The sequence below is a fragment of the Olsenella porci genome (assembly GCF_009695875.1).
GTDB lineage: Bacteria > Actinomycetota > Coriobacteriia > Coriobacteriales > Atopobiaceae > Olsenella_H > Olsenella_H porci.
In genome coordinates this window covers 16,248-40,504 of record NZ_VUNC01000007.1, presented here as the reverse complement: position 1 = coordinate 40,504, position 24,257 = coordinate 16,248, and the positions used below count along the sequence as shown (strand labels likewise).

The window sequence follows — 24,257 nt, the reverse complement described above, 5'->3', positions numbered from 1 at the left end:
CGATGCCACCCATGTCCTAGTGCGCGTCCTCAAAGGTTTTGAGGAAGAGCCGGTAGTCGATCTCGTTCTGGTCGGCATAGGCTCGGGCGAGCGAAGATGCCAAAGTTCGCGAGGTGCGCGTCTCCGCAGGCCTGAACCCTGATGTTCGTGGTTGGGGTATGCGACAGGTCGTCTGCCATGATGACTGCGGCACCACGGTAGAAGGAGAAGGGGGACTCCGCTATGCGCTGGTGGCGAATTGGCAGGAGGTCTTGCACGCGGTCTCCCTCCTGCTTGCGGAGAAGGTCCATGGCACGCTGACGGTCCTCCCCAACCTTCCAGACGGCATGGCTGCTACGCGGTACCTGCTTGCGGAGCGCCTTGCCATACGAAAGCGACTCCTCGCGAGTGACCCGCTCCTTTGGCCTGAGCTCCTCCTCGAGAAGCTCGCGGAGGCACCCGTGGCCAATCCCCGATGCACCGTCTGGCGGTGAGATGCGGGAGAGGACCGCCTCAGATGCGGACGCCGGGAGGGACTTCACCCTCGAATACAGCGCTGCCGGAAGGCTCTGCCTCCGGGCCTGTGGCCGCTCCGCCTCTCCCAAACCAAGCTCATCACCCTGCGCCATGTGGCCCCCCCATCTTGCCGCCTCGCGTGTTGAGTCCCGATACAAAAGCTGCGAGGCAGCCATGGAGGCCGCCCCGCAGCAACGCTACGACAGGAGCCGCACCCCTCACAGGGTCCTACCCCCGGCGCTCGCGAATCTCTTCGGTGATGTCGGCAACGAAGTCCTCGAGGTCGCGCTGGACCGTCTCGTTGGAGCGGTCGCGAACCGAGATGTTGCCCGCTTCGGCCTCCTTCTCGCCCAGGATGAGCATGTAGGGAACGCGGTCGATGGAGCGGGCCTCGCGGATCTTGTAGCCAATCTTCTCGTCGCGCTCGTCCACCTTGACGCGCACGCCGGCGTCACGCAGGCGCTGGGCAACCTGATTGGCGTAGTCGCGCGTCTTCTCGGAGACGGGAAGGACCTTGACCTGGCACGGGGAGAGCCAGGTGGGGAACTTGCCGGCGTACTGCTCGATGAGCATGCCGATGAAGCGCTCGAAGCTGCCGAAGCCCGCGCGGTGGATCATGATGGGCTGCTTCTTGGAGCCGTCGCGGTCCGTGTACTCCAGCTGGAAATTGTGGGGCAGCTGGAAGTCGAGCTGGATGGTGCCGCACTGCCACTCGCGGCCCAGGCAATCCTGCAGATGGAAGTCGATCTTTGGACCATAGAACGCGCCGTCGCCGGGGTTGAGCTTGTAGTCGACGTGCATGGCCTCGAGCGCCTTCTTGAGGCCGTCCTCGGCGCGCTCCCAGTCCTCGTCGGAGCCCATGGAGTTGTCTGGGCGCGTGGAGAGCTCCACGCGATACGGGAAGCCAAACTGCGCATAGTAGGCAGTGATGAGATGCGCGACGTCGGTGACCTGCTCGGTGATCTGGTCGGGACGGATGAACAGGTGCGCGTCGTCCTGCTGGAACTCACGGACGCGGAACAGGCCGTGGAGGGCGCCCTTGAGCTCGTGACGGTGGTCGACGCCGGCCTCGGCGAGCTTGAGCGGGAGGTCACGGTAGCTGCGCGGCTTGCTCTTGTAGATGAGGCAGGCACCAGGGCAGTTCATCGGCTTGATCGCGTAGTCCTCGTCGTCGATCTTGGTGGTGTACATGTTCTCTTTGTAGTGGTCCCAGTGGCCGGAGGTCTCCCACAGCTTGCGCGAGAGGATGATCGGGGTCTGCACCTGGTCGTACCCAAACTTGTCCTGCATCTCCTGCCAGTACTGCATGAGCGAGTTGCGGATGCGCATGCCGTTGGGGAGCCAGAACGGGAAGCCGGGGCCGGCCTCGTTCATCATGAAGATCTCCATCTCCTGGCCGATCTTGCGGTGGTCGCGCTTCTCGGCCTCGGCGAGGAGGGCAAAGTGCTCGTCCATCTCCTGCTTGTTGCGGAAGGCGACGCCATTGATGCGCGTGAGCATCTTGTTGTTGCTGTCGCCCTTCCAGTAGGCGCCCGAGACGCCCGTGAGCTTGAAGGCCTTGAGCGCCTTGGTGTAGCAGATGTGGGGGCCAACGCACATGTCGACGTACTCGCCCTGCTGGTAGAACGTGATGCGCGCATCGTCGGGAAGGTCGCCAATGTGCTCGACCTTGTACTTCTCGCCACGCTCCTGCATGAGGGCGATTGCCTCGGCGCGGGGCTTCTCGAAGACCTGGAACTTGAGGTTCTCCTTGCAGATCTTGCGCATCTCGTCCTCGATGGCAGGGAAGTCGTCCTCCGAGATCTTCCTGTCGCCGAGGTCGATGTCATAGTAGAAGCCGTTGTCCGTGGCGGGGCCATAGGCAAAGTCCGCCTCGGGGTACAGTCTCTTGATTGCCTGGGCCATGATGTGCGCCGCGGAGTGGCGCAGGACGTGCAGCTCCTCGTCCTCGGGGCACTCGTCCACGTGGCCGTCGTTGTACAGAACCTTCATGCTGGAACCTCTTCCTAATGCGTGGTGTGCTGGTGCGCGCGCCTCGCAGCGGGCACGCGATGATGGCGCTTGCCGCACGGCCCCAGGGCCGCCGTGAAAGGACAGGCGCCTATGCGGTCACCGTCCGCGCCGAGGAAGGCGGAGCAGCGAGCAAGGTCGCGCTCGCCAACGGGCGGACGCGGGCCATCCCTGCGAGCAAGTACATGCCGGGGCACCTCCACGTGCAATAGCCAGTAACGCACCAACCTTACAACAATCTTCGCTGCTACGATAGCTTGGCTCGAACACTTGCGAGAAACGTGGGGAGGAGACGTTCGATGGAAGTGGACCGCAAGAGGGTACTCCGGGAGTTCAGGGGCTACGTGGGGGCCTACGACATGAGGGACCCCAAGATCGCGCTGAAGGCGGCGCACACCGTGAGGGTGGCACGGCTCGCCGAGGACATCGCCCGTGCCGACGGCTTAGACGACCACGACGTCGACCTGGCGTGGCTCCTGGGCATGCTGCACGACATCGGACGCTTTGAGCAGGTGAGGCGCTTCGGGACGTTTCGCGACGCCGACTCCGTGAGCCACGCGGCCCTGGGGGTGGAGCTGCTGTTGGGGAACGGGCGCGCACTCCTCAGGCGCTTTGCCCCAGACGACGTCGGCGACGATTTAATTCTGGAGGCGGTGGGCAACCACAGCTCCTACGAGCTCCCCGAGGGGCTCGACGACAGGACGCTCGCGCTGAGCCAGATCCTCCGCGACGCCGACAAGGTCGACATCCTCAGGGTCAACTGCGAGACCCCCGTGGGCGACATCTACCCCTTTGGTGAGGACGCCCTGGTGGAAAGCGGGATGTCACCCTTGGTGGAGACGTACTTCTTCGCCCACCGCACCATCCCGACGGCCGAGAAGAGCCTTCCCGCCGACATGATCGTGGGTCACGTCTGCCTGGTGTGGGGGCTCACGCGCAGGAGGGCGACGGAGCTCGCCGTGGCTCAGGGCTACCTCTTCCGCATGCTCGGACGCCACTTCGACCACCCCGCCACCTCCGCCGCCATGGCGCGCATGCGCTACCACATGGCCTCCTGGCTTGCGGGAGAGGGACTTGCCGTACCACAGTCGGAGTTGGCCCTCGGGTAGTCAGGAGGTTCCTCTCCCCCAGCCCTCCCGCTGCACCTGCAAACGAGGAACCCCGCCGCGACACGGACCACGACGGGGTTCCCTCTTGGACTATGGCAAAGACGCTACTGGATGCGCGTGCGGCAGTAGGGGCACACCTTCCAATCCGCGTTGAGGGGGCGGTGGCACGTGGGGCACACGTTGCGCACCTGGGTGTTGCAGATGGGGCACACAACGAAGTCGCGGTCGATGGGGGCGCCGCACTTGGGGCAGATGCCGTAATGCGAGAGCTGGTGCTCGCGAAGGGCGATGTCCAGGTCCTGCTCCTCGCGGTCCACCAGGTAGCTGGAGGGGCGGAGGATGACGTAGGCGAGGAGCCCGACGATGGGGATGACCGAGATGATCGCCCACAGCCACCAGGGCTCGGCACCACGGCGCTGCGCATCGCGGATGACATAGACGATGGAGAGGATGTACAGCATGACGATGCAGGCCACCATGAGGTAGAGCACCATGCGAACCTCTGGGGTGATGAGCTGGTCAAGGAGGTCAGACATGACGGGAAGCGCTCCTTCTTCTTGTTGCGTAAGACGGACGGACGCCGCGACTAGGCAGCGTTAATCCATGGCTCGCGACATTGTAGCAGATGACCAGCCCGCCTCCGCCGCGACCTCGCCCGCCAGAGTGATGGAGCCACAGGCCACGACCGAGTCTCCACACAAGGCATCGAGCGCCTCGCGAACCGTGGGATACGTTGCCACGACGTTTGCCCCCGCCGCGCGAAACGCCTCCGAGAGCGCCTCCGCCTGCAGCGCGCGCGGCGACGACGTCTGGGTGCAGGCGACCCGCGGAAACTCATGCGCGAGCAGCGAGACGATCCCGTCCACGTCCTTGTCGGCGAGGACCGCCGCCAGGAGGGTCGGGCGGCCCGCGACCTCAGGCTCCACGTCGCGCACGGCGGTGAGGAAGGTCTGGACCGACTGTGGGTTGTGGCAGGCATCGATGAGCAGGGGCGGCTGCGGACGCAGGAGCTGGAAGCGCCCGGGGGTGGGGCACGTGACCACGGACTGGTAGAGCGCCTCGCCGTCCAGGACGCGGCCGAGGAAGCTCTCTGCGAGCGTGACCGCACATGCAACGTTTGCCGCCTGGTAGGCGGGCTTGAGCGCGGCGAGCTCGGGATAGGTGGCACGCGGGGTGGTCACCGTCAGCTCCAGTGGGAAGCCCAGGCGGGGCGGGCGCGCCGTGATGCGGTACGAGGCGTGGGGCAGCCCCTCGTGGGCGCGCGGGACGCCGGGATGGAGCTCGCCCTCGGCATCAGACAGCACCTCGGGCCGCAGCAGCGTGGGGGTCACCCCCTGCTCGCGGCAGCGGTCGAGGAACACGTCCTCCACGCTGTCGGGCGTCGCGGTGCCAACACCCAGGACGCAGGACCTTCCTCGCCTGATGATGGCGGCCTTCTCGGCCGAGATCTTCTCCAGGGTGTCGCCTAGGATGCGGCAGTGGTCGAGTCCCACGCCGGTGACGGCGACGGACTCGATCGACCTACAGGCGGACGTCGCGTCCCAGCGCCCTCCCATCCCGCACTCCAGGACCGCCACGTCCACCCCCGCGCGGGCGTAGGCGACCATCGCCGCCACCGTGAGCGTGTCGAACTCCGTGATGTCGTAGGGCCTCTCCCCCACCGCCTTGCGACGGGCGTTAACCCTGCGCCCCGCCACGATTGCCGCGGAGACCCCATAGGCGAACTCCTCCTCGGGGATGGGGTGGCCGTCGACCTCCATGCGCTCGGCGTAGCTCACAAGCTCGGGAGAGGTGTAGAGCGCCGTGCGGAGCCCCTCTCCCCCGAGGATCGCCGCGGTATAGCGGGAGGTGGAGGTCTTGCCGTTGGTGCCGGCAATCTGGAGGCTCCTGAAGCGAAGGTCGGGATCGCCGAGCTCGGCGAGCATGTCTTGGACGCTCTCGAGCATGGGCTGGATCCCAAACCTGAGCGCCCCCTTGAGCGCCAAGACGGCCTCCCCGTAGGTCATGTGCGGAACGTCGAACGGAACCTGGTACATCGAACAGCCTCGCCTTTCGTGGTATCGCGTCAGCCGCCGGGCGCGGGCGTCAGAGCCCGAGCAGGCGGAGCGCCTCGCCCCTGGTCTTAATGTCGCGCTTGAAGACTCCCCGCACCGCCGAGGTGACCGTCTGCGCCCCGGGCGCCCGAACGCCCCTAATAGTCATGCAGGTGTGCTCCGCCTGGATCCCCACAAGGACGCCGAGGGGGTCGAGCTCGCGGACCATGGCGTCGGCGATCTGGCTGGTCAGGCGTTCCTGGAGCTGGGGGCGGTGGGCATAGCCCGTGACGCACCGGGCGATCTTTGACAGACCGGTGATGCGCCCGTCGCGCGGGATGTAGCACACGCTCGCCTTACCGATGAACGGCAGGAGGTGGTGCTCGCACATGGAGGAGAAGGGGATGTCGCGCACCACGACCATCTCCTCGTTGCCCGGCTCGTGGAACTGCTTGCGCAGGTAACGGCCAGGGTCCTCCTGGGTTCCCCCGAATATCTCCTCGCAGGCGCGCGCCACGCGGTCGGGCGTGCCTGCGAGCCCCGGCCTGTCGGGGTCCTCGCCGATGCCGAGGAGGAACTCCCTCACCGCGGCCTCGATGCGGGGCTTGTCGATAGCCCCGTAGCTGAGCTCCGACACCCTGCCGGGCCCCTCCGTCTGCGACGCCTCATCGTAGTCCTCGTCGTCACGTACGTCCATCACTCACCAACCGTCCTCTTCGCTGCCTCGACCACGTGTTTGGCGAGAACCGCCGTGGTGACGGCCCCCACGCCCCCCGGCACGGGGGTGATGCCGTCGACCACCGCCGACACGCCGTCGAAGTCGACGTCGCCGACGAGCCTGCCGGCAGCCTCGTCCCAGTTGATTCCCACGTCCACCACGACCTGCCCGGGACGGACGCACTCTACCCCCACCGTGCGGGCGTGCCCGGCCGCCGCGACCACTATGTCCGCCTCCCGGCAGGCGGCGGCGAGGTCACGCGTGTGCGTATGGCACATGGTGACCGTGGCGTTGCGCGCCTGGAGCATCATGGCAAGCGGTCTGCCGATAACGAGCGAGCGGCCCACGACCGTGACGCGGGCGCCGTCGAGCCCCACCCCGTAGTGGTCCAGGAGCTCGATCACCGCCTCGGCGGTGCAGGGGGGAAAGCCCTTGGGCACGTTGGAGAACACGCCGTAGAGCGAGCCCTCCGTGACGCAGTCCACGTCCTTCCCGGGTGCAAGCGCGGCACACGCCGCCTCCTCGTCCAGCGGAGAGGGAAGCGGCCTCAGCAGCAGGCAGCCGTGGACCGACGGGTCGTCGTCGACGGCACGGATGGCGTCCATGAGACGGGACTGGCCGCAGTCCGCCGGAAGCACGACCTTGCGAAGCCCCAGGCCGACCTTCTGGGCCCGCTTGGTGGCGCCCCTCTCGTAGGCAAGGTCGTCCGGACGCTCCCCCACGCGCACGATGGCGAGGGTGGGCGTGACCCCCCTCGCGACGAGCTCCCGAACCTGAGGCGCGAGTCTCTCGGTAATCGCGCCGGCAACTGGGGCACCCCTTAGGGCCTCACTCATCTGACCATCTCCTCTACGCGACGGAACACCTCGTCCGCCCGCGCGCACCCGTCATCTAGCAGCGACTGGGCGCGCGAGGTCAGCTCCTCCGCGCGGTCGCGGTCCCGCATGGAACCGGCATTGACGAACACGTTCAGGCTCGCCGCCCTCAGCGCGGCGGAGAGGACCGCAGCGCCCGCCCCCGCGTCGCTCAACGCGAGGGTGGAGCCTATCCGGCTCACCTCGTCCACGAGGGCGATCGCCTCGTAGGTGCGCTCCATGATCGCGATGGGCGGGACGCACGCCCCCGCGAGGGCGACCTCCATCTCCTCCGCCTTGCGTCTGCGCTCTTCCTCCGTGCCCCTGGGAAGCCGATAGGCCCGGGCAAGGGGCGCGAACGCCTCAGCGTCGGCGTCGGCAAGCGAGAGGAGCTCAAGGCGCAGCTCCTCGAGCCTGGGCGCGATCTCGCCGATGCGCCCCTGCACGTCTGCGTAGCGCTCCTTGCCCTGGGTCAGACTCGCCACCATCTGCCCCAGCGCAACCCCTATGCCGGCGACCACGGCCGACGCGCCGCCGCCACCTGGTGTGGGTGCGGACGAGCCCAGGGCCTGGGAGAAGCCGGCAACGGTACGACCAGCCATGGTCTGTGCCATAGCCAACCACCTCAATGCTCTCCTAGTTGGTGTGTGCGGCACGATGCCGCCGGAAGGAAGCCGCCGGGGCACGTGGTCCCGGCGGCAAAGGCGCCTAGAACAGCCCCACGATCCTGCCGTCGGGCGTGACGTCTATCTTCTCCGCCGCGGGCACCTTGGGAAGCCCCGGCATGGTCATGATGTCCCCCGTCAGCGCGACGATGAAGCCGGCACCGGCTGACACCTTGAGGTTGCGCACCGTGATGCGGAAGCCGCGCGGCGCGCCCAGCTTGTGCTGGTCGTCGGTAAAGCTGTACTGCGTCTTGGCCACGCAGATGGGAAGCCCACCAAAGCCCTGCTCCTCAAGCTGCCTCAGCTGCTTTGCCGCCTTGGTGGTGTAGTCGACGCCATCTGCGTGATAGATCTTGGTCGCAATGGCGTTGAGCTTGTTCTCGATCGTGTCGTCGAGGTCGTAGGCAAAGCGGAAGTCGTTGGGCTGGTCGCACAGGCGCACGACCTCCCTGGCGAGGTCCTCCCCACCCTCGCCGCCCTTGGCCCACACCTGCGAGAGCGCGACGTTGACGCCGAGCTCGCGGCACTTGCCCTCGACCATCTTAAGCTCAGCCGGGGTATCGGTGGGGAACGCGTTGATGGCCACCACCACGGGCAGGCCAAACACGTCCTTGATGTTGGAGACGTGCTGCAGCAGGTTGGGCATGCCCTTCTCCAGGGCGTCGAGGTTCTCCTGGCCCAGGTCGGCCTTGGGGACGCCGCCGTTGTACTTGAGCGCGCGGACGGTCGCCACGAGGACGACGGCATCGGGGTGCAGGCTGGCGTAGCGGCACTTGATGTCCAGGAACTTCTCGGCACCAAGGTCTGCGCCGAAGCCGGCCTCGGTCACCACGTAGTCGGCAAGCTTGAGGGCCGTCGTGGTCGCCTCGACCGAGTTGCAGCCGTGGGCGATGTTGGCGAACGGGCCGCCGTGGACGAACGCAGGGTTGTTCTCCAACGTCTGGACCAGGTTGGGCTTGATGGCATCCTTGAGCAGGGCGGTCATCGCACCCTCTGCGTGGATGTCGTGCACGGTGACGGGCTTGCGGTCGTAGGTGTAGGCGATGACCATGCGCGAGAGGCGCTCCTTGAGGTCCATGAGGTCGGTCGCCAGGCAGAACACCGCCATGACCTCGGAGGCGACGGTGATGTCGAAGCCGTCCTCGCGCGGCATCCCGTTGGCGACCCCACCCAGGCCGTCCACGATGTTGCGGAGCTGGCGGTCGTTCATGTCGACGCAGCGCTTCCAGACGATGCGGCGCGGATCGATGCCCAGGGCGTTGCCCTGCTTGATGTGGTTGTCGAGCATGGCGGCGCAGAGGTTGTTGGCGGCCCCGATGGCGTGGAAGTCGCCGGTGAAGTGCAGGTTGATGTCCTCCATGGGAACCACCTGCGCGTACCCGCCGCCGGCGGCGCCACCCTTGATGCCAAAGACGGGCCCCAGCGAGGGCTCACGAAGGCAGAGCATGGTCTTGTTGCCCAGGCGGTTCATGGCGTCGGCGAGCCCGATCGAGGTCGTGGTCTTGCCCTCGCCCGCGGGGGTGGGGTTGATTGCGGTCACCAGCACGAGCTTGCCCTTGCGGGGCTTGTCCGCCAGGCTGTGGATGTCGACCTTGGCCTTGGTGTAGCCATAGGGCTCTATCATGTCGCGAGAGAGGCCGGCCTTCTCGGCGACCTCGAAGATGTCCTGCATCTTCGCTTCCTGCGCGATCTCGATGTCCGACTTTGCCATCCTTGGCTTCCTTTCGCTTTATGGCGCTGGTCGACGCCAATGGTTACCGAGTCTCACGGGACGAACTGACCGCCTTACATTGTGCAACTCGGCCGCCTGCTTACGCCGCACGTTTGGAATCGTCGCGTCTCCACCACACGGGAGAGACGAGCCTTCGCTGCCCGAGCATGCCCTAGGCGAGAGGGACGATCGTCTCGGCGTCGGTCACCACCACGCCCACCGGAACGTCATGGGGCTCCACGAGCCCCTCCCCACGGAGGTCGCCCCTAAGCTGCGCCCCCCTGCAGAGCCCTACGGCAACCCCCTCGAACGAGGAGAGGAACGTGTCGTAGAACCCGCCGCCATATCCAAGGCGGTACCCCGCCCGGTCGAAGCAGAGGGCGGGGACGAGCGCGAGGCGGCCGGGGCCGAACGGATCGACCTCCCCAAACGTGTCGGGGTCGGGCTGCAGCACGCCAAACCTGCTGCGGACGAGACCGTCGAGCGAATCCGCAGCATACCACCTCATCCGACGTGTGTGAGGGACGCAGTATGGCAGTGCCACGGTCTTGCCGAGCCCCCACGCCGCTCGGATGATTGGGTGGGTGTCCACCTCGCTCCCCATGCTGAGGTAGGTCAGGATGACGCCCGCGTTGCGCCAGGCGTCCAGCCCCTGGCACCGGCTGAGGATGGCGGCGTCCACCCGCTCGCGCTCGCCCTCGGGAAGGGCGTCGCGGAGGGCGACCAGCCGCTCCCGCTCCGCGCGCTTCATGGCCTTGGTTCCTTCCATGCCAGCCTCCGAGTGGTCGACTCCAGACACGGCAGACGTTAGCAGATGAAGGACGGACAGGGCCGAATTCGGAGCGAGGGAGGGAGCGCTCGCGCTAGGCAACCCCCTGACTCGCACGCGTGCCATAGGCGCGGACGCGCCCGCCCGGGTCAATTGTGGCGCAAGCCCGCGACGCTTGAAACGGCTACACGAGCATCTCGGCAACGTAGGCAATGCCAGCGCCAAACGCCATGGCAGCGGGCAGCGTGACCACCCAGGCGGTGACGATGGATCGGGCGACGCCCCAGCGCACGTTCTTGATCCCCTTTGCGCTGCCGGCACCCATGATGGAGGTGGTCAGCACCTGCGTGGTGGAGACGGGCGCACCCAGTGCGGTCATAGTCTCAATCGCGATGGCGGAGGACGTCTCGCACACAAAGCCCACCACGGGCTCGAGCTTGGTGACGCCCTGGCCGACGGTCTTCATGATGCGCTGTCCGCCGATCATGGTCCCCGTCGCCATGGTCGCGGCGCAGAAGACCTTGACCCACAGCGGGACGTCGGACCCAGCGGGAAGAAGGTTCGCCGAGATGAGAGCGATGGTGATGATGCCCATCGTCTTCTGGGCATCGTTGTTGCCGTGGCTGTACGCCATGAACATGGACGAGACGATCTGCGCCTTGTGGAAGAAGGCGTTGGCGTGGTGCGAGGTCCAGTTGGCGAAGAGCTCGAACACAACGTGCATGAGGCAGAAGCCCAGGGCAAAGCCGATGAGCGGCGAGGTGAACAGGGGGATGACGACCTTGTCCAGGACACCGTCCCACTTGATGTCTTGGGGCCCTCCCGTGTAAACCATGGTGGCACCCACCAGGCTGCCGATGAGGGCGTGGCTCGAGCTGGAGGGGATGGAGAGCCACCAGGTGAAGAGGTCCCAGAGGATTGCCCCAAGGAGGGCTGCGAGAATCACGTGGAGCCCCAGCTGCACGTCCACGAGCCCGGTCGCGATGGTCATGGCGACCTTGTCGCTCGTGAGCGCACCGAGGAAGTTCATGAGGGCCGAGCAGATCACGGCAACGCGCGGTGGGAGAGCGCGCGTGTAGACCGTGGTGGCGATGGCGTTCGCCGTGTCGTGGAAGCCGTTGATGAACTCGAAGGCGAACGCGGCGACGAGCACGGCGATGAACAGGCCGCTAAGCATTCTTCATGACCACGCTGTGGACGACGTTGGTGACGTGCTTGCAGTTGTCGAGCGCGTCCTCCGTCTTGTCGAGCAGGCTCTTCCACTTCAGCACGTGGACGGGATCGGCAGACGACGAGAAGACCTCACCCAGGGCGCGGCGGTACACCAGGTCGCCCTCGTCCTCAAGGTCGCTCACGCGCTTGACCTTCTCCAGGACCACGCCGTCGCGCTTGAAGTTCTCGAAGTGCTCGAACAGCGTATCGAGCTCGTGCGCGCACTGCAGGATGAGGCCGGACATCTGCCGGGTGGACTGGACCATCTCGTTCACCCCATAGATGTCGAAGCGCGCGGAGACCCCCTCCAGGCCATCCACGATGCCGTCGAGGAGAGAAATCAGCGAGTAGATGTCGCCGCGGTCAAACGGGGTGATGAAGGACCGGTTGAGCTCGTCGATCACGCTGCCGGTAAGCTCGTCGTGCCTGGTCTCGAGCTCCTTCATCTGCGGGATGAGGGGCTTCGAAGACGGCCACTCCCCAACGATGCGGTCAAACAGCTCCGCTGCCTGCACGATGATCTTCGTGGACTGCCTGAAGTAGTCGTAGAAGACTGCCTCCCTGTGGCGTACTCGACTCATAGGGTCTTCCCTCTCGCGCGCTCGCGCGCAGCTCTCCCCTGCCTCGCGGCGGACTTGTTTTGAATGTGTAACCACAATATTAGCCGAACGTAACGCACCGCCCGCAGAAAAAGGGCCCCGTCCCGAGGGACGAGGCCCGTTTCCGTGCGGTTTGGCTATGCCAAGTCGCTCGCCTGTGCCCTGAGCTGCTCGATGGTGGTCTCGAGCTCAGACTTCTGGGCGCGCTTCTTCTCGATGACCTCGGGGGCAGCCTTTGCCACGAAGCCCTCGTTGGAGAGGGTGCGGGTGACGGAGGCGAGGTCCTTCTCGGCCTTGGCAAGCTCCTTCTGCAGGCGCTTTGCCTCGGCGTCGAGGTCGACCAGGCCGCCCACGACCACGAACACCTCCAGGCGGCCGTCGACCACGCTCACCGACCCTGCGGGCTTGTCCTGGTGCGCCCCCAGGGCGAGCTGGTCAACACGACCCACGCGGCAGATGAAGTCACGCTGGGCCTCGAGCGTCTGGCAGTCCTCCTCGGGGCAGCGAACCGCGACGTCCAGGCTGGCCTTGGGCGAGAGGCGATAGCGCGCGCGGGTGGAGCGAACAACCGAGACCAGGCGCTTTGCGAGCTCGAACTCGTGCTCGGCGCGCTCGTTGACGAAGCCGGCGAAGCGCTCGGGCTCGGGCCACTCCGCGACCATCAGGAACTGCGCTGAGTGGTCGTCCAGGCCACTGGCGGGGAGGCTGTCCCAAATCCGCTCGGTGACGAACGGCATCACGGGGTGCATGAGCCTGAGCGAGGTGTCGAGGACGAACACCAGGTTGCGCTGGACCTGCAGGCGCTCCTCCGGGGTTCCGTCGAGCAGGCGCCCCTTGCAGAGCTCGATGTACCAGTCGCAGACCTCATTCCAGAAGAACGACTGGATGCTGCGCGCGTACTCACCAAAGTCATAGGACTCGAGCGCCTGCGTGGAGCTGGCGGCGACCTTGGCGAGACGGGAGAGCATCCACGCGTCCTCGGGCGTCTCCGCCTTGGGGTCGCCGGGGACGTAGCCGTCAAGGTTCATCTGGACGAAGCGGCTCGCGTTCCAGATCTTGGTCACGAAGCCACGCGCCTGCTCGGTGCGCGGGCTGCCCAGGAGCTCCTTGGTCTTGCGGTTGATGTTGGCGTCAAACTTGACGTCCTGGTTGGTGGTGATAAGGGTCAGCAGGTTGAAGCGCATGGCGTCGGCGCCGTACTTGTCGATGAGGTCCATGGGGTTCACGCCGTTGCCCTTGGACTTGCTCATGCGGCTACCGTCCTTGGCGAGGATGGTGGCGTAGATGTACACGTCGTGGAACGGCACCTCGTCGGTGAAGTAGAGGGAGCTCATGATCATGCGTGCCACCCACAGGGCGATGATGTCGCGCGCGGTCACCAGGACCTTGGTGGGGTGGTGGCCCTCCATCTGCTCGGGGTGGTCGGGCCAACCCTGCGTGGCGAAGGTCCAAAGCTGAGACGAGAACCACGTGTCGAGGACGTCCTCGTCCTGGTGCACGTGGTGGCCGTGGCACCTGGGACACTCGGCGGGGTCCTCCATGAGGGCATCCTCCCAGCCGCAGTCCTCGCAGTAGAACACAGGGATGCGGTGGCCCCACCACAGCTGGCGGCTGATGCACCAGTCCTTGAGGTTCTCCATCCAGGTGAGGTAGGTCTGGGTCCAGCGGGCGGGGTGGAACGTGACCTCCCCGTCGGTGACGACCTTGGTGGCGCGCTCCTTGAGCTTGTCCACCGCCACGAACCACTGCTCGGAGAGCCAGGGCTCAAGGGCGGTGCCGCACCGGTAGCAGTGCATGACGGAGTGGTCCAGGTCCTCGATGTGGTCGAGGAGGCCGTGCTCCTCAAACCAGTCGACCACGGCGGTGCGGCACTCGTCGCGCGACATGCCCGAGTACTCGCCGTAGCCGTCCACCACGTGGGCGGTCTCGTCGAAGATGTTGATCTGAGGAAGGTCGTGCGCCTGGCCCATTGCGTAGTCGTTGGGGTCGTGTGCGGGGGTCACCTTCACGAAGCCGGTGCCAAACTTGGCGTCCACGTGCCAGTCGGAGAAGATGGGGATCTCGCGGTCCACGATCGGGAGCATGACCGTCTTGCCCACAAAGCGCTGCTTGTCGGGGTCCTGGGGCGAGACGGCGACGCCCGTGTCGCCCAGCATGGTCTCGGGTCGGGTGGTCGCCACGGTGATGTACTCAATCCCGTCGACGGGCTCGGTCAGCGGGTAGCGGAGGAACCAGAGGTGGCCCTTCTCGTCCTTGTACTCCGCCTCGTCGTCCGAGATGGCGGTCTTGCAGGAGGGGCACCAGTTGACGATGCGCTTGCCGCGATAGATCAGGCCGTCGTGGTACCAGTCGCAGAAGACCTTGCGCACTGCCTTGGCGTACTCGGGGCTCATGGTGAACTTCTCGTCGTCGAAGTCGATGGAGCATCCCATGCGCTTGATCTGGCTCACGATGGTCCCGCCGTACTCGTGCGTCCAGTCCCAGCACGCGTCGACGAACTTCTCACGCCCCATCTGAAGGCGAGAGATGCCCTCGCTCTTGAGCTTCTTGTCGACCTTGGTCTGGGTGGCAATGCCGGCATGGTCGGTTCCCAGGATCCAGCGCGTGGAGCGGCCGCGCATGCGGTTGTAGCGAATGTAGGTGTCCTGGATGGTGTCGTCCATTGCGTGCCCCATGTGCAGGATGCCCGTCACGTTGGGGGGAGGAATCACCACGGTGCAGTCGCCCACCCCCTTGCTGCGCTGGTAGCAACCGGCTTCCATCCACTTCTGGATGAGCTCGGGCTCGCTCTCCTGGGGGTCGTAGGTCTTGGGCATCTCTTCCATTGTCCCGCCTTCTGTTGCGCCCTGGTGACCAGCGTTGGCACTCGTGTCTTGAGCGCGCGCCGCCACGGGCTCGTGTGCATGACAGCCCACGAGCATAGCACGGAGGGAGCGCCGACCCCGCGCTCCGATGGAATACCATGGAGCGGACGAGACCAACCACACGGGATTGGAGCGTGCGCGCCATGGCGACGGACGAGACGGCAACGGACAGGCTGCGCCTGGTCATGGGAGACGAGGCGCTGCGCCGAGTGCAGGGAGCCCGCGTCATGGTGCTCGGGCTGGGCGGCGTTGGGTCAAACTGCGCCGAGGCGCTCGCACGGGGCGGCATCGGCAGCCTCGTGCTCGTGGACCGCGACGTGGTCGCCCCCAGCAACATCAACCGCCAGGCGGTCGCCTTCCACAGCACGGTGGGCCAGCCCAAGACCGAGGTCATGGAGCTCCTCGTGGCGGACATCAACCCCGATTGCGACGTGACGCTCTGCCATCGGTTCCTCTCGAAGGAGAACCTCGCGCAAACCCTCTCGTCCCTCCCCCGCCCCGACTACGTGGTGGACGCAATCGACACCGTGAGCCAGAAGCTCCTGGTTGCTCAGTGGTGTCAGGACGAGGGGATCCCCGAGATCGCCTCGATGGGCGGCGCGAACAAGCTCAACCCCGAGCGACTGCGCTTCTCCACCATCGAACGCACCAAGAGCGACCCCCTGTGCAAGGTCATCAGGAAGGAGTGCCGCAAGCGCGGGATCAAGGGCCTCAGGGTTCTGTACTCCAGCGAGGTCCCACTCCCCGTGACGCCCCGCGGCGAGGAGCTGCCAGAGGGCGGGGGGCGCCCCGAGAAGGCGGTGACGCTGGGGACCATGAGCTACATGCCGCCCATCATGGGGCAGATGATCGCAGGGAGGGTGATCTGCGACATCGCGGGGCTCCACAACGACCTCGACGTCCAGAAGCCCGTCGGCGAGGAGCGTCGGCACGGGAGGCAGCCATGAGACTCGATGCCCACGTGCACCTGGATCTCATGCGGGACCCGCGCCAGGTCGCGGGGGATGCGGGGGAACTTGGGCTCTGGTTGCTCGCGACGACCGTCTCGCCCGAGGGGTACGAACGCGCCCTCCCGCTCCTGTCGGGAATGGGGAACGTGCGGGTTGCCGTGGGGCTCCACCCCTGGTGGGTCGCGGACGGACGGTGCGCGCAGGCGAGCGTCGCGCGCGCCGCAGAACTCGCGCGCAAGACCCGCTGGGTGGGCGAGGTGGGAATGGACCTCTCGCCACACCACGTTCCCGAAGGCTCCCACGACGCCCAACGGCCCGCGTTCGAACGCGTGTGCTCTTCCGCGGCGGAGGGGAGCGACCCAAAGGCACCGACCGTGCTCTCCATCCACTCGGTGCGCTCCGCGGGCGAGTGCCTGGACGTGCTGGGGGAGACGGGCGCTCTCGACCGGTGTCGCTGCGTGTTCCACTGGTTTTCGGGAACCTCGGACGAGCTCCACAGGGCGGTGCTGGCTGGCTGCTGGTTCAGCGTCGGGCTCCCCATGCTCCGCACCAGGCGGGGGCGGGAGTACGCGCGCCAGCTCCCCCTGAAAAGACTCCTCACCGAGACGGACCTCCCCGCGAAGGACGAGACGGGGCTATCGGCAGACATGGTGGACGGGGCGATTCTCCAGACTCTCGCGGAGCTCTCGCGGATTAGGGGGACAGATGTCACCGACGCTGTGGGGCAAAACTCTGAGCAGTTGCTCTCCCCCATCTCATGATGAGGGGGCGTGCGTCCGGCCACATGGCCTCGCGCACGCCCCCTGCCGCCTCGTTCGTCTCGCTTAGCTGGCGCGGTGCTTCCCCGCGCCCTTGCGAACCAGTCGTGGCGGGACGGAGCCGCCCACGGACTCCTTGGTCACCACCACGTCCGTGATGTCGAGGTCGCTCGGGAGGTCGAACATGGTCTCCTCCAAGGTCGCCTCGCAGATGGCACGGAGCCCTCGGGCACCCGTTCCACGCGCGATGGCTTGACGCGCGACCTCGCGCAGGGCGTCGGGCTCAAATTCCAGGCTCACGCCCTCGAGCTCGAACATGCGCCGGTACTGCTTGACGATGGCGTTGCGCGGCTTGGTCAGGATCTCGACCAGGTCGTCCTCGGTCAGCTCGTGCGTGGAGGTGATCACGGGAATGCGCCCGATGAACTCGGGGATCATGCCGAACTTGTGGAGGTCCTGAGGCATGACCTGGGCCATCAGCTCGTCCTCGTTCTCCTCGACCTTCTTGCCGAGCTCGGCGTTAAAGCCAATGCCCTTCTTGCCGATGCGGTCCGCGACGATCTTGTCGAGGCCCACGAAGGCACCGCCGCAGATGAAGAGGATGTTGTTGGTGTTGATGTGGATGAGCTCCTGCTGCGGGTGCTTGCGGCCGCCCTGCGGGGGAACCGATGCGTCGGTGCCCTCGAGGATCTTGAGGAGCGCCTGCTGAACGCCCTCGCCCGACACGTCACGCGTGATGGAGAGGTTCTCCGCCTTGCGCGCGATCTTGTCAATCTCGTCGATATAGACGATGCCAACCTGGGCGCGCTGGACGTCGCCGTCGGCCGCGGTGATGAGCTTGAGCAGGATGTTCTCCACGTCCTCGCCCACGTAGCCCGCCTCGGTAAGGGTGGTTGCGTCCGCGATAGCAAACGGCACCTCGAGGAACCGCGCGAGGGTCTGCGCGAGAAGGGTCTTGCCCGTGCCAGTGGGTCCCAGGAGGAGGATGTTGCTCTTGGAGAGCTCGACCTTCTCCCCGTCCTTGTCCTGAGGGGCGTCCTCCCCCGCAAGGATGCGGCGGTAGTGGTTGTACACCGCCACGCTCATGGCGCGCTTGGCCTCCTCCTGGCCCATGACGTACTGGGACAGCTCGTCATAGATCTGGTGGGGCGTGGGGAGGTCGTGAATGGGGAGCTCCGCGGCAAGGTCCTCGTCGCCCAGCAGACCGGGCTCGCCCTCGGCCATGATGTCGGCGCACTCTGCGACGCACTCGTCGCAGATGAACACGCCGTTGGGTCCCTGGACGAGCTTGCGAACCTGACTGCGGGTCTTGCCGCAGAAGGAGCAGCGCATCTCTGGCATGTTGGTGTTGTCCATGGTCGTCATTCAGCCTCTCCTTGGGCCTAGTCGGTCTGCTCGGTGCGAGAGGTGATAACCTTGTCGACCAAGCCGTACTCCCTGGCCTCCTCGGCGCGCATGTAGTTGTCGCGCTCGGTGTCGGCGTTGATCTTCTCGACTGGCTGACCAGTGTACTGCGAAAGCAGCTCGTTCATGTGGTTGCGAATCCACTTGGTCTCGTCTGCCACAATCTGGATGTCGGTCTGCTGGCCCTGTGCGCCGGAGCTGGGCTGGTGGATGAGGATCATGGAGTTGGGGAGAGCGAGCCTCTTGCCCTTGGCTCCCGCGGCCAGGAGCACCGACGCCATGGACGCGGCCATACCCACGCAGATGGTCGAGACGTCGGGCTTGATGAAGTTCATGGTGTCGAGGATGCCGAGGCCGGCATAGACCTCTCCGCCAGGAGAGTCGATGTAGAGCGAGATATCCTTGTCGGGATCCTGGCTCTCGAGGTGCAGGAGCTGCGCGATCACGAGGTTTGCGGACTCGCGGGTGATCTCCTCGCCCAGAAACACGATGCGGTCATTGAGAAGGCGGGAGTAGATGTCGTAGCTGCGCTCACCGCGCGGGGTCTGCTCGACCACGTACGGGATAAGCGGGATGTTGGTGGGATTTACCATGCGTTCTCCTATCTAATCGAATGCGCTCCGAGAGTTGGTACCCCCGGAGCGCACTGAATAGTCCTATGCGGGGGAGCCGACTACTCGGCGTCACCCTTCTCCTCGGACTCGCCATCGGCCTCATCGGCCTTCTTGGCACGGGCCTCCGCGACCTCGTCGACCTCGGTGACGGGCGCGTTCTCGACGAGCCAGCTCACGGCCTTGGTGCGGCGGATGGACTCGCGGATGGCGGGCATCTGGCCGTTGGCCTTGAACTCCTCGAGCGAGGCGTCGACGTCCTTGACGCCGGCCTTCTCGAACTCGGAGCGCACGTCCTCCTCGGTGGCCTCGAGGGCGAGCTTGTCGGCGAGGGCGTCGAGCGCCAGGGACTGGCGGGCGCGCTCCTCGGCCTGCTCGTGGAGGTCCTTCATGAAGTCGTCGCCGCTGATGCCGCGGGCGTGCAGGTACATGTCAAGCGAGATGTTCTGGCGCTGCAGCTGCGAGAGGACCTCGTTGCCGAGCTCGGAGAACACCTGGTTCTGGTAGGCCTCGGGAATCTCGTCGAGCGTGAGGTGCTTGCCGATCTCCTCGACGACGCGGTCCTCCTTGAGGGTCGGGAGGCTGGTCTTCTTGTCCTCCTCGATCTCGTCCTTGACGGCGTCGCGGAGCTCGGCAACGGTGTCAAAGCCAAAGTTCTTCTTCGCGAACTCGTCATCGAGCTCGGGGACGACGGCCTTCTTGATGCCCTTGAGCGTGGCGACGACCTCGAACTTGTGCTCGTGGCCCTCGTGCTCGACGGACCAGGAGATGTCCTTGGTCTCGCCCTTCTTCATGCCCTCGACGCCCTCGACAAACTCCTTGGGGAGGTAGCCGTTGCTCAGGTTGAGGGTGCGGTCGGTGCCCTCGAGCTCGGGAGCACCCTCCTTGTTCTCGACGTCCATGACCACGATGTCGCCGGCCTTGACGGCACGGTCCTCGTCGTCGTCCTCGTAGGTGGTGTGGTAGCTCATGAGCTGCTCGAGCTGCTGGTCGATCTCGGCCTCGGTCGCGGTCTGGGGAGGCATGTTGATCGCGGGGGCGTCATAGCTGTCCAGCTCGCAGGTGGGAGGCACGCTGACCTTGGCCTCGATGGTGAAGTCCTGGCCCTCGACCACTGTCACGGCCTCCTCGCCAAAGTCCGGGCGGTCGACGGGGACGATGTCGAGCTCCTCGATCATAAGGGGCGTGAGGTCGTTGATGACGTCACTCGTTGCCTGGGCAAGGACTGCCTTGCGACCGACGAGGCCGTCAATAACGGGACGGGGCGCGTGCCCACGGCGGAAACCCTGGAAGGCGTACTTGCGGGCGATGTCCTTGTACGTCTGGGCGATGGCCTTGTCGACGTCGGCGGCGGGGACGGTGACCTTTGCGACTACCTGGTCGCTCTGGGGCTTCTCAGCGGTAACGGTGATGTTCAACGTTCCTCCAGTGTCTCGTACTTGCCAGCGAGACCCCTTGCCCCGCTGTCTGATTCCCTTCGAATGCCGTCAAGGCATGGGTATGTGGTGCGGGCGAAAGGATTTGAACCTTCACGGGATTTCTCCCACTGGAACCTAAATCCAGCGCGTCTACCAGTTCCGCCACGCCCGCAAGGGCACATACAGCCTTGTCATGATAGCAAACGCGAGCAATTTGCCCACCTGAAACGTCGATTTTCGTGTGGGTGGCATGGAGATGTGGCAAACCCATGGGAGAGGGGCCCCGCCCCGTGGCGAAGCCCCTCTCCCCTGTCCCTATGGCTGGTGCCTAGCAAACGCCCTGGGCCATCATCGCGTCGGCGACCTTGAGGAAGCCTGCGATGTTGGCGCCGAAGACGAGGTCGCCCTCGTGGCCGTACTCCTTGGCCGCAGACGAGGCAGCGGCGTAGATGGCGTCCATGATGGAGTGGAGCTTATCGTCGACCTCCTCGAAGGTCCACGAGAGGTGCTCATGGTTCTGGCTCATCTCCAGGCCGGAGGTTGCGACTCCACCTGCGTTGGCGGCCTTCCCGGGGGCAAAGAACACGTCGTTGTCCTTGAGGTACTTGGTCGCCTCCAGCGTGGTGGGCATGTTGGCGCCCTCGACGACGTAGCGGCAGCCGTTCGAGGCAAGTGCCTTGGCGTCGGAGAGGTGAAGCTCGTTCTGGGTGGCGCAGGGCATCGCAATGTCGCACCTCTCGCCCCAGGGGCGCTCACCTTCATGGTAGGTGGAGCCGGGGCGGCGCTCGGCGTAGTCACTCACGCGGCCACGCTCGACCTGCTTGACCTGGACGAGCGTGTCAAAGTCGATACCGTCGGGATCGTACACGTAGCCCGAGGAGTCAGACACGGTGATGACCTTGGCGCCCAGCTGCTCGGCCTTCTGAACGGCGTACTGCGCGACGTTACCGGCGCCCGAGACGGCCACGACCTGGCCCTTGATGTCCTCTCCCCTGTCGGCGAGCATGTTGAGGAGGAAGTACACGGCGCCGTAGCCCGTTGCCTCGGTGCGGGCGAGCGAGCCGCCGTACGAGAGCCCCTTGCCGGTGAGAACCGACGACCAGGTGTTGGTGATCCGCTTGTACTGGCCAAAGAGGTAGCCGATCTCGCGAGCTCCCGTCCCAATGTCACCAGCAGGGACGTCGGTGTCAGGACCGACGTGGCGATACAGCTCGGTCATGAACGACTGGCAGAAGCGCATGACTTCCATGTCGGACTTGCCTTTGGGGTCAAAGTCGGAGCCACCCTTGCCGCCACCCATGGGAAGCGTGGTGAGGGAGTTCTTGAAGACCTGTTCAAAGCCCAGGAACTTGAGGATCGAAAGATTGACGCTGGGGTGCAGGCGCAGGCCACCCTTGTAGGGCCCGATGGCGGAGTTGAACTCGATGCGATAGCCGCGGTTGACTTGCACCTTGCCCTGGTCGTCAACCCAAGGGACGCGGAACATCACAACGCGCTCGGGTTCAACCAGGCGCTCGAGGAGGCCAGCCGCCTCATACTCGGGGTGGGCGTCCAGGGCGGGCTGCAGCGTAGAGAGAACCTCACTCGCCGCCTGGATGAACTCCGGCTGGTCGGCGTAGCGCGCCTCCAGCTCCGCAATCACACGCTCGGAATAGTTCATGGATGCTCCTCTCGCATGCGACGCCTTTCCGCCGATCGGTCCGAACACGCGCCGCACCATGGAATATTGCCAACAAATTAATACGCCAGAAAGTCCAACGGCTTTGGTTTGTTTCTCATACGGAAATACACAAATATTGATAGGTACCGCTTGCCATTCTTTTATAACCGTACACCGAAGTCTTGTATTCAGCTATCCCAAAGTACCCTATGGACCCGCCTGCTTAGCCGCGCTAAGCCTCGTGTCGATTCCGGTTCGTGATGCTTAGCACCGCTAGCCCTCGTGCGAGTTTTTCGCCGCGAATCCCCATGAGGCCTAGCGCCGCTAAGCAGGCGAGGCCCCAAACCCCAAGAGGGCTAGGGAGCCTAAGCACCCAGAGGCAAAACCCAAGCGCGCTACCGTTCCCCAGGGGCGAGGCGCCCACGACAAGACCCAGCGCCAGACAGGCACCTGCCCAGACGCTCGCATGCAACGGAGCCACAACCTGCTCAGGCTCAGGATCCCCTGGCGCCCCGCAGCAAGGGCCGTCCCAAGATGAATACGACAAGAAAAAAGGAGAGATGCGCGCGCATCTCTCCCCTACATACCTGGAGCGGGTGACGGGAATCGAACCCGCGTCTTCAGCTTGGAAGGCTGAGGCCCTACCATTGGACTACGCCCGCAGTATGTGCGCCGACGCCGTCGGCGGCTGACGCGACGGAGAGTCGCTCCCGTCACGAAGCTTTGTAAGCGTACCTAGGATGGGCGGGCGCCCACGCGACCCCAGCGAGGATACACACATTCTTCACCTGTCCGAGGGCCTCATGCGCGACCAATGGCAGCGCTCCATTCATTCTGGACCCAAAGGGGGAGAACTCACGCCGTCCCGCTCTCGGTTGGACGTCACCTGGTCGGAAGCCTTGCGCGCTTCTGTCGGGCCCGCTTGGGACGTCAGGTGACTACTGGCTGCCCAAGCATATAAAAAGGCCACCCACTTGGCATGGGTGGCCTCGATTCCTCTGGTCGGGGCGACTGGATTCGAACCAGCGACCCTCTGCTCCCAAAGCAGATGCGCTACCAAGCTGCGCCACGCCCCGAATGGAGTAGCGATTATACGTCAGCCACGGCGAGGGGGCAACGCACGCACTCCGCGGTCACACTAGCGGGATAGCTCCGCGACGGCGGCCTTCAGCTCGTCGACGCGGTCGGTGCGCTCCCACGTGAACTCCGGGTCCTTGCGGCCGAAGTGGCCGTAGGCTGCCGTCTTCTCGTAGATGGGGCGACGGAGCCTGAGGTCACGGATGATGGCGCCGGGGCGGAGGTCGAAGACTCTCTCGACCGCCTTGGTGATGACCTCCTCGTCCACCGTGGAGGTGTCAAAGGTGTCGATCATGACGGACAGGGGCTTGGTGACGCCGATGGCGTAGGCAAGCTCGACCTCGCACTTGTGGGCCAAGCCAGCCGCGACCACGTTCTTGGCGACCCAGCGCGCGGCATACGCGGCAGAGCGGTCGACCTTGGTGGGGTCCTTGCCCGAGAACGCGCCGCCGCCGTGGCGGCCCATGCCGCCGTAGGTGTCGACGATGATCTTTCGGCCGGTGAGGCCAGTGTCGCCCATGGGGCCGCCAACCACAAAGCGACCGGTGGGGTTGACGTAGATGGTAGCGTCGTCCCACTTGATGCCCACCTCATCGAGGACGGGACGGATAACCTGATTGATGACGTCCTCGCGAATCTTGGAGAGCTCCACGTCCTCGGCGTGCTGGGTCGAGACGACGATGGCAGTGACCTCCACCGGCCTGTCGTCCTCGTAGCGGACCGTCACCTGGGTCTTTCCATCCGGGCGCAGGTAGGCAAGGGTCCCGAGCTTGCGGACCTCGGCGAGCCTCAGGGCAAGGCGCTGCGCGAGATAGATTGGCATGGGCATGAGGACATCCGTCTCGTCCGATGCGTAGCCAAACATCATGCCCTGGTCACCGGCACCGATCTTGTCGACCTCGTCCTCGTCGTTGGCACGCGCGAAGGTGCCGTCGACACCCTGGGCGATGTCGGGCGACTGACCGTGAATCAGGTTCATGACGCCGCAGGTCTCGGCGTCAAAGCCGTACTTTGCGCGGGTGTAGCCGATCTTTGCGACCGTGTCGCGGACGATCTGCTGCACGTCCACGTACGCCTCGGTGCGGACCTCGCCCATGACCACGACGGTACCCGTGGTGGTGAAGGTCTCGATTGCGGTGCGGACGTTGTCGACGTTGGCCGCCATGCCGTCGGGGCCAACGTAGCCCTCCCTCTGGAGCGCCGCCTCCTTGGAGAGGATGGCGTCGAGGATCGCATCGGAGATCTGGTCGCACATCTTGTCGGGATGCCCCTCCGTCACCGACTCGGAGGTGAAGAGGTAGTTCTTGTGTGCCATGTTGCACGTACCTTCCCGGCGCTGA

At 65.5% G+C, this 24,257-nt stretch carries 21 protein-coding genes and 3 tRNA genes; 4 read left to right on the top strand and 20 right to left on the bottom strand.

Translation table 11 applies throughout. From position 1 onward, the window contains the following. Positions 1-29: 29 nt before the first annotated feature. Positions 30-290, bottom strand: a complete 261-nt coding sequence (locus FYJ68_RS10555) for a DUF2252 family protein (protein ID WP_407670321.1) — start codon at positions 288-290, stop codon at positions 30-32. Here FYJ68_RS10555 and FYJ68_RS10245 point away from each other — a divergent pair. Then, the gene (locus FYJ68_RS10245; RefSeq protein WP_229772151.1) at positions 231-473 is read left to right on the top strand and encodes a hypothetical protein; all 243 of its coding nucleotides are present in this window, start codon (positions 231-233) and stop codon (positions 471-473) included. The genes FYJ68_RS10555 and FYJ68_RS10245 overlap by 60 nt on opposite strands. Positions 474-723: 250 nt before the next feature. Here FYJ68_RS10245 and thrS read toward each other — a convergent pair whose 3' ends face one another. Beyond that, positions 724-2,487, bottom strand: coding sequence for a threonine--tRNA ligase (gene thrS, locus FYJ68_RS08515; RefSeq protein WP_154435791.1), 1,764 nt, complete (start codon positions 2,485-2,487; stop codon positions 724-726). A 317-nt stretch (positions 2,488-2,804) separates the two neighbouring features. Between thrS and FYJ68_RS08510 the strand changes: the two genes are divergently transcribed. Continuing rightward, the gene (locus tag FYJ68_RS08510) at positions 2,805-3,614 is read left to right on the top strand and encodes an HD domain-containing protein (RefSeq protein ID WP_154435790.1); all 810 of its coding nucleotides are present in this window, start codon (positions 2,805-2,807) and stop codon (positions 3,612-3,614) included. A gap of 104 nt (positions 3,615-3,718) precedes the next feature. Here FYJ68_RS08510 and FYJ68_RS08505 read toward each other — a convergent pair whose 3' ends face one another. The 10 genes from FYJ68_RS08505 to FYJ68_RS08460 all read right to left on the bottom strand — a co-directional run bounded on the left by FYJ68_RS08505 (position 3,719) and on the right by FYJ68_RS08460 (position 15,000). Further along, complete coding sequence (locus tag FYJ68_RS08505) at positions 3,719-4,150, bottom strand: double zinc ribbon domain-containing protein (protein WP_154435789.1); 432 nt, start codon at positions 4,148-4,150, stop codon at positions 3,719-3,721. A 60-nt stretch (positions 4,151-4,210) separates the two neighbouring features. Next, positions 4,211-5,650 (bottom strand): bifunctional folylpolyglutamate synthase/dihydrofolate synthase, encoded by a 1,440-nt coding sequence (locus tag FYJ68_RS08500; protein ID WP_154435788.1) that lies wholly within the window; start codon positions 5,648-5,650, stop codon positions 4,211-4,213. A gap of 49 nt (positions 5,651-5,699) precedes the next feature. Next, positions 5,700-6,344 carry a GTP cyclohydrolase I FolE gene (gene folE, locus FYJ68_RS08495; protein WP_154435787.1) on the bottom strand — a complete coding sequence of 215 codons (645 nt, stop codon included), beginning with the start codon at positions 6,342-6,344 and terminating at the stop codon, positions 5,700-5,702. Then, the gene (locus FYJ68_RS08490; RefSeq protein WP_154435786.1) at positions 6,344-7,201 is read right to left on the bottom strand and encodes a bifunctional 5,10-methylenetetrahydrofolate dehydrogenase/5,10-methenyltetrahydrofolate cyclohydrolase; all 858 of its coding nucleotides are present in this window, start codon (positions 7,199-7,201) and stop codon (positions 6,344-6,346) included. The genes folE and FYJ68_RS08490 overlap by 1 nt, the downstream gene beginning before the upstream one ends. Continuing rightward, positions 7,198-7,833: a cyclodeaminase/cyclohydrolase family protein gene (locus tag FYJ68_RS08485; protein WP_229772150.1), complete on the bottom strand. Its 636-nt coding sequence runs from the start codon at positions 7,831-7,833 to the stop codon at positions 7,198-7,200. The genes FYJ68_RS08490 and FYJ68_RS08485 overlap by 4 nt, the downstream gene beginning before the upstream one ends. A 94-nt stretch (positions 7,834-7,927) precedes the next feature. After that, positions 7,928-9,595, bottom strand: a complete 1,668-nt coding sequence (locus FYJ68_RS08480; RefSeq protein ID WP_154435785.1) for a formate--tetrahydrofolate ligase — start codon at positions 9,593-9,595, stop codon at positions 7,928-7,930. Between the two features lie 172 nt (positions 9,596-9,767). After that, a complete protein-coding gene (locus FYJ68_RS08475; protein ID WP_195837778.1) occupies positions 9,768-10,364 on the bottom strand; it encodes a 5-formyltetrahydrofolate cyclo-ligase in 597 nt (198 codons plus the stop codon). A 184-nt stretch (positions 10,365-10,548) separates the two neighbouring features. Then, the gene (locus tag FYJ68_RS08470) at positions 10,549-11,541 is read right to left on the bottom strand and encodes an inorganic phosphate transporter (RefSeq protein WP_154435783.1); all 993 of its coding nucleotides are present in this window, start codon (positions 11,539-11,541) and stop codon (positions 10,549-10,551) included. Next, entirely contained in the window at positions 11,534-12,157 is a 624-nt protein-coding gene (locus tag FYJ68_RS08465) for a DUF47 domain-containing protein (protein WP_154435782.1), read from the bottom strand. The genes FYJ68_RS08470 and FYJ68_RS08465 overlap by 8 nt, the downstream gene beginning before the upstream one ends. 155 nt (positions 12,158-12,312) lie before the next feature. Further along, positions 12,313-15,000, bottom strand: coding sequence for a valine--tRNA ligase (locus FYJ68_RS08460; protein ID WP_154435781.1), 2,688 nt, complete (start codon positions 14,998-15,000; stop codon positions 12,313-12,315). A 182-nt stretch (positions 15,001-15,182) separates the two neighbouring features. On the opposite strand from FYJ68_RS08460, the gene FYJ68_RS08455 reads away from it, so the two are divergent. Continuing rightward, on the top strand, positions 15,183-15,986 hold the full coding sequence (locus FYJ68_RS08455) for a tRNA threonylcarbamoyladenosine dehydratase (protein WP_154435780.1): 804 nt from the start codon (positions 15,183-15,185) through the stop codon (positions 15,984-15,986). Then, positions 15,983-16,750, top strand: coding sequence for a TatD family hydrolase (locus FYJ68_RS08450; RefSeq protein ID WP_154435779.1), 768 nt, complete (start codon positions 15,983-15,985; stop codon positions 16,748-16,750). The genes FYJ68_RS08455 and FYJ68_RS08450 overlap by 4 nt, the downstream gene beginning before the upstream one ends. A 63-nt stretch (positions 16,751-16,813) precedes the next feature. Here the strand turns inward: FYJ68_RS08450 and clpX are convergent, their stop codons facing one another. The 8 genes from clpX to metK all read right to left on the bottom strand — a co-directional run bounded on the left by clpX (position 16,814) and on the right by metK (position 24,232). After that, entirely contained in the window at positions 16,814-18,112 is a 1,299-nt protein-coding gene (gene clpX, locus FYJ68_RS08445; protein WP_195837777.1) for an ATP-dependent Clp protease ATP-binding subunit ClpX, read from the bottom strand. 17 nt (positions 18,113-18,129) lie between these two features. Then, the gene (locus FYJ68_RS08440) at positions 18,130-18,744 is read right to left on the bottom strand and encodes an ATP-dependent Clp protease proteolytic subunit (RefSeq protein WP_154435778.1); all 615 of its coding nucleotides are present in this window, start codon (positions 18,742-18,744) and stop codon (positions 18,130-18,132) included. Between the two features lie 80 nt (positions 18,745-18,824). Continuing rightward, positions 18,825-20,180 (bottom strand): trigger factor, encoded by a 1,356-nt coding sequence (tig, locus tag FYJ68_RS08435; RefSeq protein ID WP_154435777.1) that lies wholly within the window; start codon positions 20,178-20,180, stop codon positions 18,825-18,827. An 85-nt stretch (positions 20,181-20,265) separates the two neighbouring features. After that, positions 20,266-20,352: transfer RNA gene (locus tag FYJ68_RS08430), tRNA-Leu, on the bottom strand. A 156-nt stretch (positions 20,353-20,508) separates the two neighbouring features. Further along, positions 20,509-21,840, bottom strand: coding sequence for an NADP-specific glutamate dehydrogenase (gdhA, locus tag FYJ68_RS08425; protein ID WP_154435776.1), 1,332 nt, complete (start codon positions 21,838-21,840; stop codon positions 20,509-20,511). 588 nt (positions 21,841-22,428) lie between these two features. Next, positions 22,429-22,502 (bottom strand) — tRNA-Gly (locus FYJ68_RS08420). A 337-nt stretch (positions 22,503-22,839) separates the two neighbouring features. Next, positions 22,840-22,916, bottom strand: a tRNA-Pro gene (locus tag FYJ68_RS08415). A gap of 62 nt (positions 22,917-22,978) precedes the next feature. After that, positions 22,979-24,232 (bottom strand): methionine adenosyltransferase, encoded by a 1,254-nt coding sequence (metK, locus tag FYJ68_RS08410; protein WP_154435775.1) that lies wholly within the window; start codon positions 24,230-24,232, stop codon positions 22,979-22,981. Between the last annotated feature and the right edge of the window lie 25 nt (positions 24,233-24,257).

Excerpts from the sequence above, each read along its gene's own strand:
- FYJ68_RS10555 (WP_407670321.1), bottom strand. The coding sequence starts at position 290 with ATGGACCTTCTCCGCAAGCAGGAGGGAGACCGCGTGCAAGACCTCCTG.
- thrS (WP_154435791.1), bottom strand. The coding sequence starts at position 2,487 with ATGAAGGTTCTGTACAACGACGGCCACGTGGACGAGTGCCCCGAGGAC.
- FYJ68_RS08510 (WP_154435790.1), top strand. The coding sequence starts at position 2,805 with ATGGAAGTGGACCGCAAGAGGGTACTCCGGGAGTTCAGGGGCTACGTG.
- FYJ68_RS08505 (WP_154435789.1), bottom strand. The coding sequence starts at position 4,150 with ATGTCTGACCTCCTTGACCAGCTCATCACCCCAGAGGTTCGCATGGTG.
- FYJ68_RS08500 (WP_154435788.1), bottom strand. The coding sequence starts at position 5,650 with ATGTACCAGGTTCCGTTCGACGTTCCGCACATGACCTACGGGGAGGCC.
- folE (WP_154435787.1), bottom strand. The coding sequence starts at position 6,344 with ATGGACGTACGTGACGACGAGGACTACGATGAGGCGTCGCAGACGGAG.
- FYJ68_RS08490 (WP_154435786.1), bottom strand. The coding sequence starts at position 7,201 with ATGAGTGAGGCCCTAAGGGGTGCCCCAGTTGCCGGCGCGATTACCGAG.
- FYJ68_RS08485 (WP_229772150.1), bottom strand. The coding sequence starts at position 7,833 with ATGGCACAGACCATGGCTGGTCGTACCGTTGCCGGCTTCTCCCAGGCC.
- FYJ68_RS08480 (WP_154435785.1), bottom strand. The coding sequence starts at position 9,595 with ATGGCAAAGTCGGACATCGAGATCGCGCAGGAAGCGAAGATGCAGGAC.
- FYJ68_RS08475 (WP_195837778.1), bottom strand. The coding sequence starts at position 10,364 with ATGGAAGGAACCAAGGCCATGAAGCGCGCGGAGCGGGAGCGGCTGGTC.
- FYJ68_RS08470 (WP_154435783.1), bottom strand. The coding sequence starts at position 11,541 with ATGCTTAGCGGCCTGTTCATCGCCGTGCTCGTCGCCGCGTTCGCCTTC.
- FYJ68_RS08465 (WP_154435782.1), bottom strand. The coding sequence starts at position 12,157 with ATGAGTCGAGTACGCCACAGGGAGGCAGTCTTCTACGACTACTTCAGG.
- FYJ68_RS08460 (WP_154435781.1), bottom strand. The coding sequence starts at position 15,000 with ATGGAAGAGATGCCCAAGACCTACGACCCCCAGGAGAGCGAGCCCGAG.
- FYJ68_RS08455 (WP_154435780.1), top strand. The coding sequence starts at position 15,183 with ATGGCGACGGACGAGACGGCAACGGACAGGCTGCGCCTGGTCATGGGA.
- FYJ68_RS08450 (WP_154435779.1), top strand. The coding sequence starts at position 15,983 with ATGAGACTCGATGCCCACGTGCACCTGGATCTCATGCGGGACCCGCGC.
- clpX (WP_195837777.1), bottom strand. The coding sequence starts at position 18,112 with ATGACGACCATGGACAACACCAACATGCCAGAGATGCGCTGCTCCTTC.
- FYJ68_RS08440 (WP_154435778.1), bottom strand. The coding sequence starts at position 18,744 with ATGGTAAATCCCACCAACATCCCGCTTATCCCGTACGTGGTCGAGCAG.
- gdhA (WP_154435776.1), bottom strand. The coding sequence starts at position 21,840 with ATGAACTATTCCGAGCGTGTGATTGCGGAGCTGGAGGCGCGCTACGCC.
- metK (WP_154435775.1), bottom strand. The coding sequence starts at position 24,232 with ATGGCACACAAGAACTACCTCTTCACCTCCGAGTCGGTGACGGAGGGG.